The organism is Anaerosporomusa subterranea, from assembly GCF_001611555.1.
Classification (GTDB): Bacteria; Bacillota; Negativicutes; order Sporomusales; family Acetonemataceae; genus Anaerosporomusa; species Anaerosporomusa subterranea.
Genome location: NZ_LSGP01000026.1, coordinates 62,084 through 76,868 on the forward strand (window position 1 = coordinate 62,084; position 14,785 = coordinate 76,868).

General features: G+C 47.8%; 15 protein-coding genes. All 15 read left to right on the forward strand.

The features are described from left to right. Positions 1 to 168 precede the first annotated feature (168 nt). The gene (gene pdxK / locus AXX12_RS17115; protein WP_066245374.1) at positions 169 to 978 is read left to right on the forward strand and encodes a pyridoxine/pyridoxal/pyridoxamine kinase; all 810 of its coding nucleotides are present in this window, start codon (positions 169 to 171) and stop codon (positions 976 to 978) included. A 224-nt stretch (positions 979 to 1,202) separates the two neighbouring features. Beyond that, positions 1,203 to 3,122 carry a sigma 54-interacting transcriptional regulator gene (locus AXX12_RS17120; protein ID WP_066245376.1) on the forward strand — a complete coding sequence of 640 codons (1,920 nt, stop codon included), beginning with the start codon at positions 1,203 to 1,205 and terminating at the stop codon, positions 3,120 to 3,122. A gap of 274 nt (positions 3,123 to 3,396) precedes the next feature. Beyond that, entirely contained in the window at positions 3,397 to 4,140 is a 744-nt protein-coding gene (locus AXX12_RS17125; RefSeq protein WP_066245378.1) for a 4Fe-4S binding protein, read from the forward strand. Continuing rightward, positions 4,137 to 4,778, forward strand: coding sequence for a hypothetical protein (locus AXX12_RS17130; RefSeq protein ID WP_066245380.1), 642 nt, complete (start codon positions 4,137 to 4,139; stop codon positions 4,776 to 4,778). The genes AXX12_RS17125 and AXX12_RS17130 overlap by 4 nt, the downstream gene beginning before the upstream one ends. 34 nt (positions 4,779 to 4,812) lie before the next feature. Next, positions 4,813 to 5,364, forward strand: coding sequence for a 4Fe-4S dicluster domain-containing protein (locus tag AXX12_RS17135; protein ID WP_066245382.1), 552 nt, complete (start codon positions 4,813 to 4,815; stop codon positions 5,362 to 5,364). Between the two features lies 1 nt (position 5,365). Continuing rightward, positions 5,366 to 6,802, forward strand: a complete 1,437-nt coding sequence (locus AXX12_RS17140) for an anaerobic carbon-monoxide dehydrogenase catalytic subunit (RefSeq protein WP_066245385.1) — start codon at positions 5,366 to 5,368, stop codon at positions 6,800 to 6,802. A gap of 16 nt (positions 6,803 to 6,818) precedes the next feature. Next, the gene (locus tag AXX12_RS17145; protein WP_066245387.1) at positions 6,819 to 8,036 is read left to right on the forward strand and encodes an NAD(P)/FAD-dependent oxidoreductase; all 1,218 of its coding nucleotides are present in this window, start codon (positions 6,819 to 6,821) and stop codon (positions 8,034 to 8,036) included. A gap of 146 nt (positions 8,037 to 8,182) precedes the next feature. Further along, positions 8,183 to 8,401, forward strand: a complete 219-nt coding sequence (locus AXX12_RS19490; RefSeq protein WP_066245390.1) for a hypothetical protein — start codon at positions 8,183 to 8,185, stop codon at positions 8,399 to 8,401. Between the two features lie 523 nt (positions 8,402 to 8,924). After that, positions 8,925 to 9,590, forward strand: a complete 666-nt coding sequence (locus AXX12_RS17155) for an amino acid ABC transporter permease (RefSeq protein WP_066245391.1) — start codon at positions 8,925 to 8,927, stop codon at positions 9,588 to 9,590. After that, positions 9,571 to 10,248: an amino acid ABC transporter permease gene (locus AXX12_RS17160; RefSeq protein WP_066245394.1), complete on the forward strand. Its 678-nt coding sequence runs from the start codon at positions 9,571 to 9,573 to the stop codon at positions 10,246 to 10,248. The genes AXX12_RS17155 and AXX12_RS17160 overlap by 20 nt, the downstream gene beginning before the upstream one ends. Positions 10,249 to 10,446: 198 nt before the next feature. Continuing rightward, positions 10,447 to 11,133: an amino acid ABC transporter ATP-binding protein gene (locus AXX12_RS17165; RefSeq protein ID WP_269448417.1), complete on the forward strand. Its 687-nt coding sequence runs from the start codon at positions 10,447 to 10,449 to the stop codon at positions 11,131 to 11,133. Positions 11,134 to 11,153: 20 nt separating this feature from the next. Further along, positions 11,154 to 12,026: a cysteine ABC transporter substrate-binding protein gene (locus AXX12_RS17170; protein WP_066245396.1), complete on the forward strand. Its 873-nt coding sequence runs from the start codon at positions 11,154 to 11,156 to the stop codon at positions 12,024 to 12,026. A 75-nt stretch (positions 12,027 to 12,101) separates the two neighbouring features. After that, positions 12,102 to 12,995 carry a cysteine ABC transporter substrate-binding protein gene (locus AXX12_RS17175; RefSeq protein WP_066245399.1) on the forward strand — a complete coding sequence of 298 codons (894 nt, stop codon included), beginning with the start codon at positions 12,102 to 12,104 and terminating at the stop codon, positions 12,993 to 12,995. Positions 12,996 to 13,238: 243 nt separating this feature from the next. After that, entirely contained in the window at positions 13,239 to 14,066 is an 828-nt protein-coding gene (locus AXX12_RS17180; protein WP_066245401.1) for a transporter substrate-binding domain-containing protein, read from the forward strand. Positions 14,067 to 14,084: 18 nt separating this feature from the next. After that, positions 14,085 to 14,774, forward strand: coding sequence for an amino acid ABC transporter permease (locus AXX12_RS17185; protein ID WP_066245403.1), 690 nt, complete (start codon positions 14,085 to 14,087; stop codon positions 14,772 to 14,774). The last annotated feature ends 11 nt before the right edge of the window (positions 14,775 to 14,785 follow it).

The window sequence follows — 14,785 nt, forward strand, 5'->3', positions numbered from 1 at the left end:
GGAGTCAAAGAAGACTCGAGGTTCCGCTTTTGTGTAACATAGTATAGTAATATTTCACGTGGCTATTGCAATAATCGAATTCAGCAGGGTAGACAACCAAGTAATTTGGTTGGTACAATTGTGGAAAGCTAATAGAGGATGGTTATTTAATTTGGGAGGATAGTACATATGATAAAAGCATTGACAATAGCCGGCTCAGATACTAGTGGCGGCGCCGGCATGCAGGCAGACTTAAAAACGTTTCAAGAATATGGTGTGTATGGGATGAGCGCTCTCACTGTTCTAGTGGCGCAAAATCCTCATAACAATTGGTCTCACGAGGTTTTTCCTTTGTCTCTCGATGTTGTGGCGGCACAGTTGGAAACCGTGCTAACCGGAATTAGGGTTGACGCTGTCAAAACAGGCATGCTTCCTACCGCTGAAATTATCTCTCTAGCTGCGCAGAAGATTAAGCAGTCTGGAATCCGGAACATCGTAATTGATCCTGTTATGGTTTGCAAAGGAACCGATGAGGTGGTCAATCCACAGGCTGCAACGTGTATCCGCGAAAAGCTAGCGCCTATTGCGACCATAATCACCCCCAATCTATTTGAGGCAAAACAATTGAGTGGTGTGAAGCAAATTAGTTCAGTAGCTGATATGCAAGAAGCGGCAAAGCGCATTCACAGTCTAGGCCCCCAGTATGTCCTGATTAAGGGCGGGGCAAAGCTCGGTTTGTCTAACGCTGTTGATATTCTTTATGATGGCAAGAGTTTTGAACTCTTAGAATCGCCGAAGCTTGATACCTCATATACCCATGGCGCCGGCTGCACCTACGCCGCTGCAATTACGGCCGGATTAGCAAAAGGGGAATCCGTTCTCGGGGCTGTGAATAAAGCAAAACGATTTGTGACGGCAGCGATTGAGCATGGATTTCCGCTCAATAGTTTCGTAGGCGCTGTAAATCATTGCGCTATCAGATTGTCAAGTAGTCATTGAATCTGTTAAGAAAAGCTGCCCACTTTGGCAGCTTTTTTTGCATTCTCCATCTGGATGCGTAGCGTGTGCTTTTATCGTTGGATAGAAACGGAGGATTAATCGTCAGTATGGTAGAATCAAGAAGTCATGTGAGCTTCAGCCCGGGCTTGCGTCCGGATTGTTATAGTCACAAGGCGCCGGGACAAGCGAACGGTGCTTTCTAAACTTTTGAGGCGGGAGAACATATGGGGAAAATAACTTTCTTCGTTCCGTACCTCGCATTAGGTGAGTTAGTCAAAACAATCTTCGCAGAAATGGATGACGGTTCTTGGCAGCTTGATGTCGTGCTGGTCACCGGAGTCCGGGAAATCGGCTGCGACTGGGATCAGGCTTCTGACATTTGTGTCGCTCGTGGCGTAACGGCGGCGGCCTTAAAGCGTCTGAATTCAGATATGCCGGTAGTTGATCTGCAGGTGACGGGCTATGATATTATGCGGGCGGTGCGCGAGTGTCAGCGACTATATCCAGAGGATCGAATCGCCATTGCCGGTTCTCATGACATGATCTACGGCGCTATGGGCCTCGAGGAGATTCTTGGAATCGAACAGACTGTCATTGAAGTTCAAACAGAAGAAGATGCTGAACCTAGTATTGCTAAATTGAAACAGTTAGGCATTGGTGTTGTAGCCGGGGGCGTCATGTCAACACAGATAGCAGAAAGACTAGGAATGCACGCCGTCTTTATTCAAACCGGCAGAGAAGCCATTTATCAGGCTTTTCGCGAGGCTAAGCGGATGGCTCAGGTGCGGCGGCAAGAGCAAGAACGCGGCGAGCAATTTCGGGCAATACTGGAGTACTCCACTGACGGCATTATTGCAGTCGATGATGCTGGCAAGATAAATCTCATCAATGCGGCTGCCCTCAAGCTGACAGAAGCTCACGCTAATGTGCTAGGTTACCCGTCCGGTCAAATCTTTCCTCACCTTGGCCTGAGCCGGGTACTGCAGTCAGGACGACCTGAACTTGGCGGTATTGAAACCCTTAACAGTCACCAGGTCGCCGTGAACCGGGTACCTGTTCTTATTAACGATCAAATTGTGGGTGCTGTGGCTACTTTTCAGCCGGCGACTGTCATTCAGGAATTGGAGGGCAAGATACGGCAAAAGATTTACGCCCGCGGACTTGTGGCCAAATTGACCTTTAAAGATGTTCTCGGCGATAGTCCAGCAATTAAAAAGGCGATTGCGGTTGCACACAAATTTAGTCGGGTCGACTCCAATGTGTTAATCGTCGGCGAGTCTGGAACCGGGAAAGAGGTATTTACACAAAGTATCCATAATGCGTCTTGCCGGGCCAAGGGGCCGTTCGTGGCGGTTAACTGCGCTGCTTTGCCGGAAAGTCTGCTGGAGAGCGAGCTGTTTGGTTATGCAGAGGGTGCGTTCACCGGAGCGGTGCGTGGTGGAAAGGTGGGCTTATTTGAGCTGGCGCATGGCGGAACCATTTTCCTTGATGAAGTGTCGGAGATTTCACCCGGCCTACAGGGCCGTCTGCTGCGCGTGCTTCAGGAACGCGAAATCATGCGCCTCGGAGACAGCAAGGTCATTCCGATCGATGTCAGGGTAATTGCTGCGACAAACCGCGACCTAAATGGCATGATGCGGCAAAAGTTGTTTCGGGAAGATCTGTACTACCGGGTTGACGTACTGCGCCTGACGCTACCGCCACTGCGGGATCGTCAGGAAGATATTAGTCCCTTGATTTGCCACTTTCTGAAGCTATACTATCCCCATCCTGACAGGCCCTTTCGTCAGATAAGCAAGGAGGCCATTACGGTATTGTTGGAGTACACTTGGCCGGGAAATGTACGGGAATTGCGTAACATCGCTGAGCGCTTGGCGGTGCTAAACAACACGGGCGTTATCCGGCCAGAGGATCTATACGAAGTACTGCCCCGGAAAGCAAGCAACGTCAAGACCGCTCAGTCTTCCCTGTTAACAATGGACCTATGCAAAAACAGCAGAAAGAAAGAGATTTTGCTGCAGACGTTGGAGGCAACTGACTATCACTATGGTAAAACGGCGGCTTCGCTAGGAATAAGCAGGACTACCTTGTGGCGGCGTATTAAACAACTTGGCATCGAGGTAGCTGATAGTGGAAAAATTTAGCTAACCTAGTGAAACAAGATGAAATAGTATGAAATAAATTAAAACAGTATGAAATAATTCGAAACAAAAAGAGTCGCCAGAAACATACGGGGCGGCACATGATAATAATGTGAATAATCTAACAATATAGATAAAATCGGGGAGCGCACCTGATTTTATTTTTTTTGTTCAAATTGTTTTTGGTGTCGGCATGGTATTTGCAAAAGGTTTATCATAGTCAACGAGCATCGTTGAAAATCGCTAAAATGAAACACAACCAGAAAGGAGTGGAATCGTGAAAGTTGACGAAAGTAAATGCTTAGGCTGCGGTCGCTGCCGTGCCTACTGTACAATGGGAGCCATCAGCTTTACCCGTGACGCACGGGGCAGAGTGTGCGCACAGGTTGATCAGCACGAATGCGTAGACTGCGGTGTATGCTTCCGGGCAGAGGTTTGTCCGGGTGAAGCCCTCTATGAGCCTAAGCCGGAGTGGCCGCGTTCTGTGCGGAGCACCTTCAGCAATCCCTTGGTGGAACACAAGGAAACGAGGATTCCCGGTCGCGGCACAGAGGAGATGAAAACCAATGATGTGACAGGACGGTTCAAATGGGGCGAGGCAGGCATGGCTGTGGAGATGGGCCGTCCGGGTACAGGCGCTAGGTTTACCGATATTGAAAAGGTAGCCATGGCTCTTTCCTCGTTGGGCGACATACACTTTGAACCCAAGAATCCGCTAACAGGTCTGATGGCAGACAAAAATACCGGTAAGATGAACCCGGAAGTCATGGACGAGAAAGTGTTATCAGCCATCATTGAGATGACAGTCCCGCTCGATAGGGTGCAGGACGTTATCGGAGCAGTCCGGAAAGTGGCGCAAGAACTATCTACCGTCTGTAGTTTCGACTTAACTTGCAAGGTTCACCCTGGTGATACCGTGCCCGCTTTTGACTTAGCCCGGAAAGCAGGGGTCAGCCCAACTATCAATGGCAAGACCAACGTCGGATTAGGCAAGCCCTTTTTTGAGGAGGTAAAGCAATGAGTCATACATTGCATCGGCGGGGGACTGCCGAGAACCTAAAAAATGACTTTGTCATTTTCGCTATGTCGGCAAAGGGGATCAATGAGATTGATTCTAACGTTAAACTGAGGCGCTTCCTCGAAATCGTCCGCGAATTTAACCCCGTCAACTTTGGCGATATGAAAACAGGCAATTACTTCATTACCTCAGAAGAGACGATTATCGCTAGTGCTAAGGACACATCTATCGTGCACGGTGTTTTTGATAATCGCGAGGCATTCATCAAGGCGCTCAAGGCGATAAAAGACGCCGACCTCGGCGTATCTGTCATCGTTTCCGGTCTGCTTGATGACACGCATGAATGCTGCCGGCAGGCAGGCATTAACAGACATACGTGCGAAGCCTCGTTGGGCGTTTGGGGCAAAACCGAGCGATTGCCGGATGAGGATATTCTTCGGGTAAGCACTATGTGCGGTCATGGCATGGTGCCATTCAGCTTAGTGAAGAAAGTGATTGAGGATATTAAGGAAGGCCGCCGAACTATCAACGAAGCGGCACAGGAGCTGGCAAAGCCTTGCCAGTGCGGAGTATTCAATCCCGGACGGGCTGCGGCTCTGCTGGAAGAGATCATGTGCCTTTGGGGGATTCGAGTTGCCTGACGGTGAACAGCCTACGAGGAATGGAGGAAAGAGTATGAAACGCGTGTGGATTGACAGCCAGAAATGTTTGGGTTGCAAGACCTGTGAGCTGCAGTGCGCTGTCGAGCGGAACTCAGTGACGAAAACCCTTGCGGCAGCTGTATTGGAGATGCCGAGACCAGTTGCGCGAGTCGGAGTATACGGACCGACCGGCTCGAGCTTCCCAATCCAATGCCGACACTGTCAGGATGCTGCCTGTTTGAAGGCATGCCCGTCTGGAGCTATGCAGCGGGATGTCGAGACGGGAATCACGTTTATCGATCAATCCAAATGCCGGGCCTGCTGGATGTGCGTAATGTCCTGCCCGTTTGGCGTGGTGACGCCGCTGAAAGATTTCAAGGTGGCGCAGAAGTGCGATGCTTGCATGCATATGGAAGAGCCGGCCTGTGTCGCGTCATGTCCGACCAAAGCGCTGATCTATGGTGACGAAAACGATTACGAAAAGGTTCGGCTAAGCAGGAAACAGATGCTGGCTGTCCATGTCAGAAGTGCGGCAGAATCGGGCATTGGTGTTATCGGTCTAGATTACGTGCGGGGGGATGACTAGAATGAAAGAAATACGTAAAAAGTCTGCTGACGCAGCCGTTAATAAGCTAATCGTCAAAGCGCATCGCAGTCAGACTGATTTAGCATGGGACCGTGCAGATGCCATGCAACCACAATGCGGCTTCGGGAGAATAGGAATCTGCTGCACCGACTGCTATGAGGGACCATGCCGAGTGAATCCATTTGATGAAAACGAACAATACAGTATTTGCGGCCGCAATCAGCAGGATTTGACGGCAGGATTTTTCCTGAAGAAGGCTGTCAGCGGGGCTGCAGCGCTAGTCAACCTGGCAGAAGAATTTGGTGCTGTTACCGAAAAGGTGGTTTTAAAATCGGTTCTTCAGAACAGTGACACGATGGTTGCGCCAACTGATTATACCAAACGCTATGCTGAAATCGGCGATACGGTTGTTCAGGCGTTATCAGCGATCAACGGCATCAAGGGAAGAGAACAGTCATCGGTAACCGCTGCCAACCTTGGAGTTTTGCAGGCCAATTCCATCAATATATTGCTACACGGCCATATCCCACCGAGAGTGACGTCGCTGTTGACGGCGGCAGCGATGAAACAGTCAGACCCTGTCAATTTGATTGGAATGTGTGGTGGCGAAGCCAGCGGAAGCACCCCTCTTCCTGTTGTTACAAACTATGACTCGCAAGAAACTCCGCTACTTTCAGGCGCGGTCGACCTGCTCGTAGTTGGCGACCAATGCGTCATGCCTGCTGTGATTACTTTGGCAGGGAGAATGGGTGTCGCTGTCGTCGGCGCGTCAACGCTAACTGATAGTGAGGCGGCCGACCAAGCACTGCTAAAGGCTGCTGCGGGATTTACTCGCAGAGCAGGTAAAGTGGTGGATATTCCAGACTATAAGATAGAAATGGCAGTTAGTGGCCATGCAAGCTTTGCACCCACTTTGACTGCTCTTGCTAAAGGCTACGCAAAAGGCGTCGTGAATGGTATTGTTTATCTAGGTGGCTGCGGCAGCATTGTCAATACCCAGGATGCTGCCATTGTGAAGCTTGCTAAGAATCTTAGCGAAGATGGCTATTTTGTGGTTACCGCCGGCTGTGCTGGGGTTGCACTGGCTAAAGCCAATATGTGCCAAGCAGGGGCCTCGGAAGTTTGGAAGGCGGTATTGCCTGAAGAAGTCTCACCAGTACTGTATGTCGGCTCTTGTCATGATGCCGGCGAGTTTCTATTAATCGCCCGCGCGGCAGCGGATCAGGGTTTGCCCGTATTTGCCATTATGCCTGAGATTACTCACAGTAAGCCACTGGCCACGGCTATCGGCTTTTTAGCGCAGGGAATAACAACCTATGTGGAGATTAGCGAAGCGGCCTATGTCCCGGCGATCACACTGCAAGGCCAGTTGCTCCCCCTGTCAGAATGGGGGCATTTGCCGCAGGCTCTGGCTGAAACAGCAGCCGCCGCGAAATAGAAACGGAGGCGATCGGATGTATATCATTATAGGCCAGGGGGCAGCAGGCGCAGCTGCGGCTAATGAACTGCGCCATCTGAATCCTGCCGTCCCAATAACGGTCGTTACCGAAGAAGTGGATTATTTTTATAGTCGTATTGATTTGCCTGATATTATTGCTGGGAAATACGATGAATCAGATTCAGTTTTACAATCCGCTGAACAGTTCAATTCAGCCCGTATTACTTGTAAAATGGGACAAAGAGTAGTCTCAATTGACCCAAAACACAAGGACATTGAATTGGCGTCAGGTGAAAGGATCGCTTATAACAAACTGTTATTGGCTACCGGGTCAACTCCGGTTATCCCCCCGGTCGAAGGCGCGAATGCGACCGGAATCCATGCCGTATGGACTCTTCAACAGGCAAGGAACATTATCGCCGCCGCAAATAGTGCAAAATCAGCAGTCGTTGTTGGTGCTGGCTTGATTGGGATGAAGACAGCGCTAGCACTGGCAGTGCGTGGCTTATCAGTTACCGTGGTGGAGAAGCTGCCTAGAATCTTGCCGCGCCAGCTTGATGAGTTAGCCTCTGGACTGATCGCAACTCAAGTGCAAGAAAAGGGTGTAAAACTTGCACTAGGAACCAGCGTTGAGCGTATCGAACAGACGCCTGATGGTAAAGTTTGCGGGATACGAGTCGACGGACAGAATCTTGCCTGCGATCTTGTGATTATGGCGGTTGGCGTCAGAGCCAATGTCGAACTGGCTCGAACGGCAGGGATTAACGTGGAACGAGGAATCGTCGTTAACGAGTTCATGCAGACTTCAGAAGAGAGCATTTTTGCCGCCGGTGATGTGGCCGAAGTTGTTGATACTCTCTCAGGTCTGCCGGTTGTTCCGGCAATTTGGCCGGAAGCTGTAGAACAGGGGCTAATCGCTGCTCGTAATATGGCGGGAGTCAAAGCAATCCGTATCGACGGGGCTGCTCTAAACTCGGTGGAAATAGCGGGAATGCCCATTGTTTCGATAGGGGATATCGAGGGTAACGCTAATGATGATGTCATCACCTTTCACAAAGGAAGCTGTTATCGCAAAGTAGTTATGCGGGATAGAGTCGTGCGCGGCGTGTTGTGTGTAGGCGACATCCGCCATGCCGGAGTGCTGGGCAATCTTGTACTGCGTCAAACAGAGGTTGAATACTCAGAACGAATCGCACAGCCGACGTTTAGTTTTGCTGATTTCATGGCTATGTAAGTCGGTAAAACGGAGTCATAGACGGAGCGATCCCGGAAAGTTGTACTTCCGGGATCGCTCTAAATATGCGGCCTGATTTAATTGAGTCGTGGGGGTTAGGTCGGGAAACAGGGGCGCGGAAAACATGTTCTCCGAGGAAAACAAAATTGACGCGGGAAGCAGAACTGACGTGGGAAGCAGAACTGACGTGGGAAGCAGAACTGACGTGGGAAGCAGAACTGACGCGGGAAACAGAATTGACGCGGGAAGCAGAACTGACGCGGGAAGCAGAACTGACGCGGGAAGCAGAATCCGAATCCGAATCCGGCTCCAATAATTACTTGCCGGTCATCGCTCCTGCTGGCTTCGTCATCCCAGTCAATTAGTTCAGGATCATCCCAATTGTCCGGACGATATTTTCTACTCACGAAGCAGCCTCCTTTACTAATTGGGGATATTCCCCTGAAACATAATATGATTTCTCGCGTTATAAGTTGCCATAATATTTAATACATAATCAAGGCGCTAAGCGATTTAGGTCGAATAGGCCCGCCGCCCAGCAGCGACGCGTACTAGAGAGTAGCTAGCAATGGGGCGGCGGGCCTATTGCGCAACTCTCGGCTCTTTGGCGCTCTTCGTGCTCTCGTCCATCATAGCCTTCGCGACACCTGAACGTCCTTTTCAATGGAGTTGGCGGCATACCTCTTGCGGGTGCCAACCCAGATGGGCGTTTATCAACGGTCTGTAATTTCTCTTCTTGACACCCGCCACATGGTCGTGTATACTCTACAAATGGAACTACATACAGTGTGCTGATCAGAGATACTGAAGGCCAAATTTTCCTCTCGGGGAAGACTTGGTCTTTTTTGTTTGCATTGCTAGTTCACTCGATTAAGGAGAGTTAGAACCATGAATATTAACTGGGAATTTGTTTTGACCAGTTTGCCATTATATGAAAAGGCGGCATGGCTTACGCTAAAGCTTGCACTTTGGGGGATACTGTCGTCTTTACTGCTCGGCTTATTTTGTAGTGTGATCCTCTACTCTAAGGTCAAGGGATTGGATCGAGTGGTTCGAGGCTATATCGAGCTTTCTCGCAATACGCCGTTGCTCATTCAATTATTCTTTTTATACTACGGCCTTCCCAAAATAGGAATTACCCTTAGCGAGCAAGTTTGTGCAATCATTGGGTTGACTTTTTTAGGCGGTAGCTATATGGCGGAAGCCTTCCGCGGCGGCATCGAATCGGTGAGTAAGTCCCAAATTGAATCAGGACTTAGTATCGGGTTGTCCAAGATGCAGCTAGTCCGGCATGTCATCCTACCGCAAGCATTTTCTGTAACTCTGCCATCATTAGGCGCAAACTGTATTTTCTTACTAAAAGAAACTTCTATTGTTGGAGCAATTGCGCTACCAGACCTGATGCATGTAACGCAAGATCTAATCGGTATGTATTATCAAACGTTTGAGTCCTTGCTAATGCTGGTGGTTGCTTATCTCATCCTGATTTTGCCATTATCTCTCTTTTTAAGCTGGCTAGAAAGGAGGGTGCGGTATGCTGAATTCGGGAATTGACGTGCTTCGTGAAGGACTTAACGCAGAACGATTGCTAGGCGGTTTATTGATTACCGCACAGATTGCCTTTGTCTCGGTGATTATTAGTTCTATTCTGGGGATCATCGTTGGTTTAGTTCGGACCTCTAAGGTCAGGGTGGTGAGGTTTATCTTCCGGCTCTATCTGGAAGCATTCCGTATAATCCCCATTCTGGTATGGCTATTCCTCATTTACTTTGGTGTTACCAATGTATTTGACATCCATCTGGCTGGTGAAGTGGTAGCGATCCTGATCTTTAGTTTGTGGGGCGCTGCTGAAATGGGCGATATTGTAAGGGGAGCGCTGGAGTCTTTACCCAGACACCAAATTGAATCAGGCAAGGCGCTGGGGCTTAGTTTTTGGCAGCTATACCGGTTCATACTCATACCTCAGGCCGTACGCCGCTTGTTGCCAGGCGCGATCAACTTGTCAACCCGGATGGTCAAGACCACTTCTCTGGTTGTTATGATTGGGGTCATCGATGTCGTTAAAGTCGGTCAACAAATTATTGAACGATCAGTTCTGAAAGCGCCTGCTGCTTCTTTTTGGGTCTATGGGCTGATCTTCATTCTCTATTTTATTATTTGTTATCCTCTTTCCATATTGGCAAAAAGACTTGAAACGAAATGGGAGAGGTAGGGAGGCGTTGTGGTTACTATGACAGATAAATGTAGACTTGATTCAGATGGAGTTTTAACTCCGTCTGAAGCTTTAGTCGAATTTACTTCGAGCTACAGCCAGTTAATCCCCGACCTAAGAGGGCGGGGTCTTACGGGCTGTGCGAAGGACAAACAGGTATTGCTTGAAATACAGGGATTGCATAAACGCTTTGGCGAGATGTCGGTTTTAGAAGACATTACTCTTACTGTCGAAAAAGGTGAGGTAGTTGTTGTCTTAGGTCCATCAGGCTGCGGAAAAAGCACACTGCTGCGATGTCTCAATGGTCTTGAACCAATTCAAGGTGGGGATATTCGCTTTGCAGGCAAGAGCCTTACCGATAAGAATGTGAATTGGCAGGAAGTTCGTCAGCAAATCGGCATGGTATTCCAGAACTATGAACTATTTCCCCACATGACTGTTATGGAAAACATCTTGCTGGGCCCACTGCAAGTACAAAAGAGACAAAAAGAGGAAGTGCTGAAGCAGGTTCAAGAGTTGCTCGATAGAGTGGGCCTGCTTGATCGTAAGGACTCCTATCCGCGCCAACTTTCTGGCGGACAGAAGCAACGCATTGCTATTGTGAGAGCCTTGTGTATGAATCCACAAATGATGCTCTTTGACGAGGTGACTGCTTCCCTCGACCCGGAAATGGTACGAGAGGTATTGGATGTCATCGTAGGGCTTGCTAAACAGGGAATGACAATGATGATTGTGACGCACGAAATGGGCTTTGCAAAGGCAGTTGCCGACCGGATCGTCTTTATCGATTCGGGCAAAATATGTGAGATTGCCGAACCTGATGAGTTCTTTATACGGCCCCAAACAGAACGTGCTCAGCAATTTTTGAATATATTTCAGTACTAAAAGATCAATGAAGGGAAGATGTGAACTTGAAAAAAGGTTTAGCGCTATTATTCAGTGTATTATTATTAGCCGGGGTGTTAGCGGGCTGCGGTTCCAATTCAACTACGAAACAGGAAACTGCAAAACCAGCTAACCAGAGCACGCTCGATGAAATAAAGAAACGCGGCACTATTAAAATCGGTGTATTCAGCGACAAACCTCCTTTTGGATTTGTCGATGCCAATGGAAAAAACCAAGGCTTTGACGTGTATATTGCTAAGCGATTTGCCAAAGACCTTCTAGGCGATGAATCTAAGGTGGAATTTGTATTGGTTGAGGCAGCTAGTCGTGTTGAGTATTTACTGTCAAATAAAGTTGATATTATTTTAGCCAACTTTACTGTAACAGATGAAAGAAAGCAGAAAGTGGATTTTGCCAATCCGTACATGAAAGTTGCGCTTGGTATCGTATCCCCGTCAGGAGCACCGATTACTTCGGTTGATCAATTAAAAGGCAAAAAGCTAATTGTTAACAAAGGAACAACTGCGGAACTATATTTCACAAAGAATCACCCAGACATTGAGCTACTGAAGTATGATCACAATACCGAAGCCTTTGCGGCTCTAAAGGACAAACGCGGCGTTGCCTTAGCTCATGACAATACGTTATTGTTTGCTTGGGCAAAGGAAAATGCAGGCTTTAACGTTGGGGTGCAAAGCCTGGGTAGCCTGGACACGATAGCACCTGCCGTCAAAAAAGGCAATAAAGAACTTCTTGACTGGATTAATCAAGAGTTGGAGACCTTAGGCAAAGAAAAGTTTATTCATAAAGCCTATGATGCAACCTTAAAGCCTGCGTATAGTGAATCTATCGATCCGGAATCGATTGTCGTCGAAGGCGGAAAACTAAAATAAAGTTAATTGCATCAAGAATAGCTGATCAGAAATACTGAAGGCTGTGAGGAATACTAGAAAGAAGGAAGTGTATTTATGAAAAACAGCAAAAAGTTTCTGGCAGTAGTCCTTAGTGTAGTGATGGTAATAGTACTAGGGGTATTAGCCGGTTGCAGTTCAAACGCGAGCACTAAAACTGATAAAAAAGAGTCGGTTTCTCAATCAGCGAATAAAAGTTCTGTTGAGGAAATTAAAAAACGCGGAACTGTAAAAATCGGTATTTTTGGTGACAAACCTCCCTTCGGCTTTGTTGACGCTAATGGCAAGAATCAGGGATATGATGTGTATATTGCCAAACGATTTGCTAAAGATCTGTTGGGGGATGAATCCAAAGTAGAGTTCGTACTGCTTGAACCTGCCAGCAGAGTAGAGTATTTGCAAACCAATAAGGTTGACATCATTTTAGCCAACTTTACTGTTACCGAAGAAAGAAAGCAAAAAGTTGATTTTGCCAACCCTTATATGAAAGTTTCTCTCGGCATAGTTTCACCAACCAATGCACCAATTACCTCGGTTGATCAATTAAAGGGCAAAAAGCTTATTGTAATTAAGGGCACAACCGCTGAAACGTATTTCACCAAAAATCATCCTGATGTGGAACTGTTGAAATTCGATCAAATCACACAAGCATTTGAAGCGTTAAAAGACAAACGCGGCGTTGCGTTATCTCAGGATAATACCTTATTGTTTGCTTGGGCAAGAACAAATGCAGGCTTTACTGTCGGGGTTCCGACGTTAGGAAGCCTGGACACGATAGCACCTGCCGTCAAGAAAGGCAACAAAGAACTTCTTGACTGGATTAACCAAGAGCTGGAGACCTTAGGCAAAGAAAAGTTTATTCATAAGGCCTATGATGCGACTTTAAAACCTGTGTATGGTGATTCCGTCAATCCGGAAGATATCGTCGTCGAAGGTGGAAAACTAAAATAATACTAAGTCCTTTTCTGGCTGATCAGAACCCTGAAGGCTGGAGTGAACTTTCACCCCAGCCTTTTGCTGTACGCCCAGGGCGTCATCTCTTGGGTGAAAGTCCTAACGGGGGCTGGCGAGTGCCTACCGTTAGCTAAGGGTAAGGGTGTCCGCCACGAGGCGGAATCTAAAGGAAGCTGGAGGCAAACGTACAGTGTCTGTGAAAATGAAATGACCAAAACAAAGTGAGGGAGAATGAGTAAAATGACAACAAGAAAATGGCTTTCTGCAGTGGTGGCGATTTCTCTATTTACCGGTCTGGCATTAACAGTTGGTTGCGGCTCGAGCAACAAAGCGTCCAAAACGGAAGGGAATGCAAAGACCTACTATGTAGCGACCAGGGGGACGTTCAAGCCCTTTACCTATATGGATGACAAGGGTCAGTTGACCGGTTATGATATTGAAATTCTCAAAGAGGTGCAAAAGCGCAATAAGGATATCAAGTTTGATTTTAAGACGATGAGCATTGAAAGCGCATTTGTTGCTCTGACTTCCAATCAAGTCGATATCATCGCTAACCAAATGGGGAGAAATGAAGAACGTGCCGCAAAATATGCCTTTACCAAAGAAATCAATAACTACACGATTACGAAAATCACAACCCGGGGCGACCGTAACGATATCAGTACATTAGATGATTTGCGAGGCAAAACGATGGTGTTGACGCCAACCAGCGAGGTGGCAAGAGTAGTAAAAAAATATAACGAGACGGCTGAACCGAAAATAAACTTGATCTACACCGATAAAGGCTCTGCCGAGTCGCTGAACTTGGTATCGACAGGGCGCGCAGACGCCAGCGCCGACTATGAAGTGGCAGTCAAGGAGGCCAAGAAAACACTGGGACTTGACGTGAAATCAGTCGGTAAAGTCATTTCCAGCGTGCCTACCTATTTCATTTTGCGTAAAGACGCTGACGGGCAGCAATTAGCGGATAAGATTGATGCGACGGTAAAAGAAATGAAAGCCGACGGTACACTGAAAAAACTGTCAGAACAATTTTTAGGGGCAGATTATACAGTCATTCCTAAGTAGCCGGAAGGGGGATATGTTGTGGGCAGCTATTTTGATTTCGGCTATATGCTGCGTTCCTTCCCCATTGTTTTGTCTTATGTAGATACGACATTGATCATTACAGTTGTGGGTATAGCCATTGGTTTTTTTATCGGCACGATTGCTGCATTAATCAGAATTGGCAAAGTTACAGTGCTTGGCAAAGCCGTTGCTGTTTATATTTCCTTTATCCGCGGAACGCCGTTTCTAGTCCAACTGTTTTTGGCTTACTTTGGTTTACCTGAGCTGATGCAGAAAGTCGGTTATCAGGGCGTCCGTGAAATACCGCCATTGTTTTATGTGTTTATTGTCTTTTCCCTGCATGTCGGCGCCTATAGCGCGGAAATCTTGCGCAGTGCGATTCTGGCGGTTGATAAGGGGCAGCTGGAAGCCGCTTATTCTGTGGGAATGGGACCGGTACCGGCTCATACTCGCATCATTTTGCCACAGGCGTTCAGCATTGCTGTTCCGGCACTTTGCAACACGGTCATTTCGACGATCAAGGAAACGTCGCTGGTTTTTAATGTCGGTGTTGTCGATATGATGCGCAAAGCGGACCTGCTGGGGGCTAACAGCCATCGCAGTTTGGAACTGTATCTTGATGTGGCGATTGTTTATATCTTTTTGGTACTGTTGGTCAGCAAGGCGGCAGCGCTGCTGGAGAGCAAGCGGGTAACCATTATTAACTAAATTCTTGATGA

What these genes read in the sequence shown, in the direction of transcription:
- pdxK (WP_066245374.1), top strand. Translation starts at nt 169, where the DNA reads ATGATAAAAGCATTGACAATAGCCGGCTCAGATACTAGTGGCGGCGCC.
- AXX12_RS17120 (WP_066245376.1), top strand. Translation starts at nt 1,203, where the DNA reads ATGGGGAAAATAACTTTCTTCGTTCCGTACCTCGCATTAGGTGAGTTA.
- AXX12_RS17130 (WP_066245380.1), top strand. Translation starts at nt 4,137, where the DNA reads ATGAGTCATACATTGCATCGGCGGGGGACTGCCGAGAACCTAAAAAAT.
- AXX12_RS17135 (WP_066245382.1), top strand. Translation starts at nt 4,813, where the DNA reads ATGAAACGCGTGTGGATTGACAGCCAGAAATGTTTGGGTTGCAAGACC.
- AXX12_RS17140 (WP_066245385.1), top strand. Translation starts at nt 5,366, where the DNA reads ATGAAAGAAATACGTAAAAAGTCTGCTGACGCAGCCGTTAATAAGCTA.
- AXX12_RS17145 (WP_066245387.1), top strand. Translation starts at nt 6,819, where the DNA reads ATGTATATCATTATAGGCCAGGGGGCAGCAGGCGCAGCTGCGGCTAAT.
- AXX12_RS17155 (WP_066245391.1), top strand. Translation starts at nt 8,925, where the DNA reads ATGAATATTAACTGGGAATTTGTTTTGACCAGTTTGCCATTATATGAA.
- AXX12_RS17160 (WP_066245394.1), top strand. Translation starts at nt 9,571, where the DNA reads ATGCTGAATTCGGGAATTGACGTGCTTCGTGAAGGACTTAACGCAGAA.
- AXX12_RS17165 (WP_269448417.1), top strand. Translation starts at nt 10,447, where the DNA reads ATGTCGGTTTTAGAAGACATTACTCTTACTGTCGAAAAAGGTGAGGTA.
- AXX12_RS17175 (WP_066245399.1), top strand. Translation starts at nt 12,102, where the DNA reads ATGAAAAACAGCAAAAAGTTTCTGGCAGTAGTCCTTAGTGTAGTGATG.
- AXX12_RS17180 (WP_066245401.1), top strand. Translation starts at nt 13,239, where the DNA reads ATGACAACAAGAAAATGGCTTTCTGCAGTGGTGGCGATTTCTCTATTT.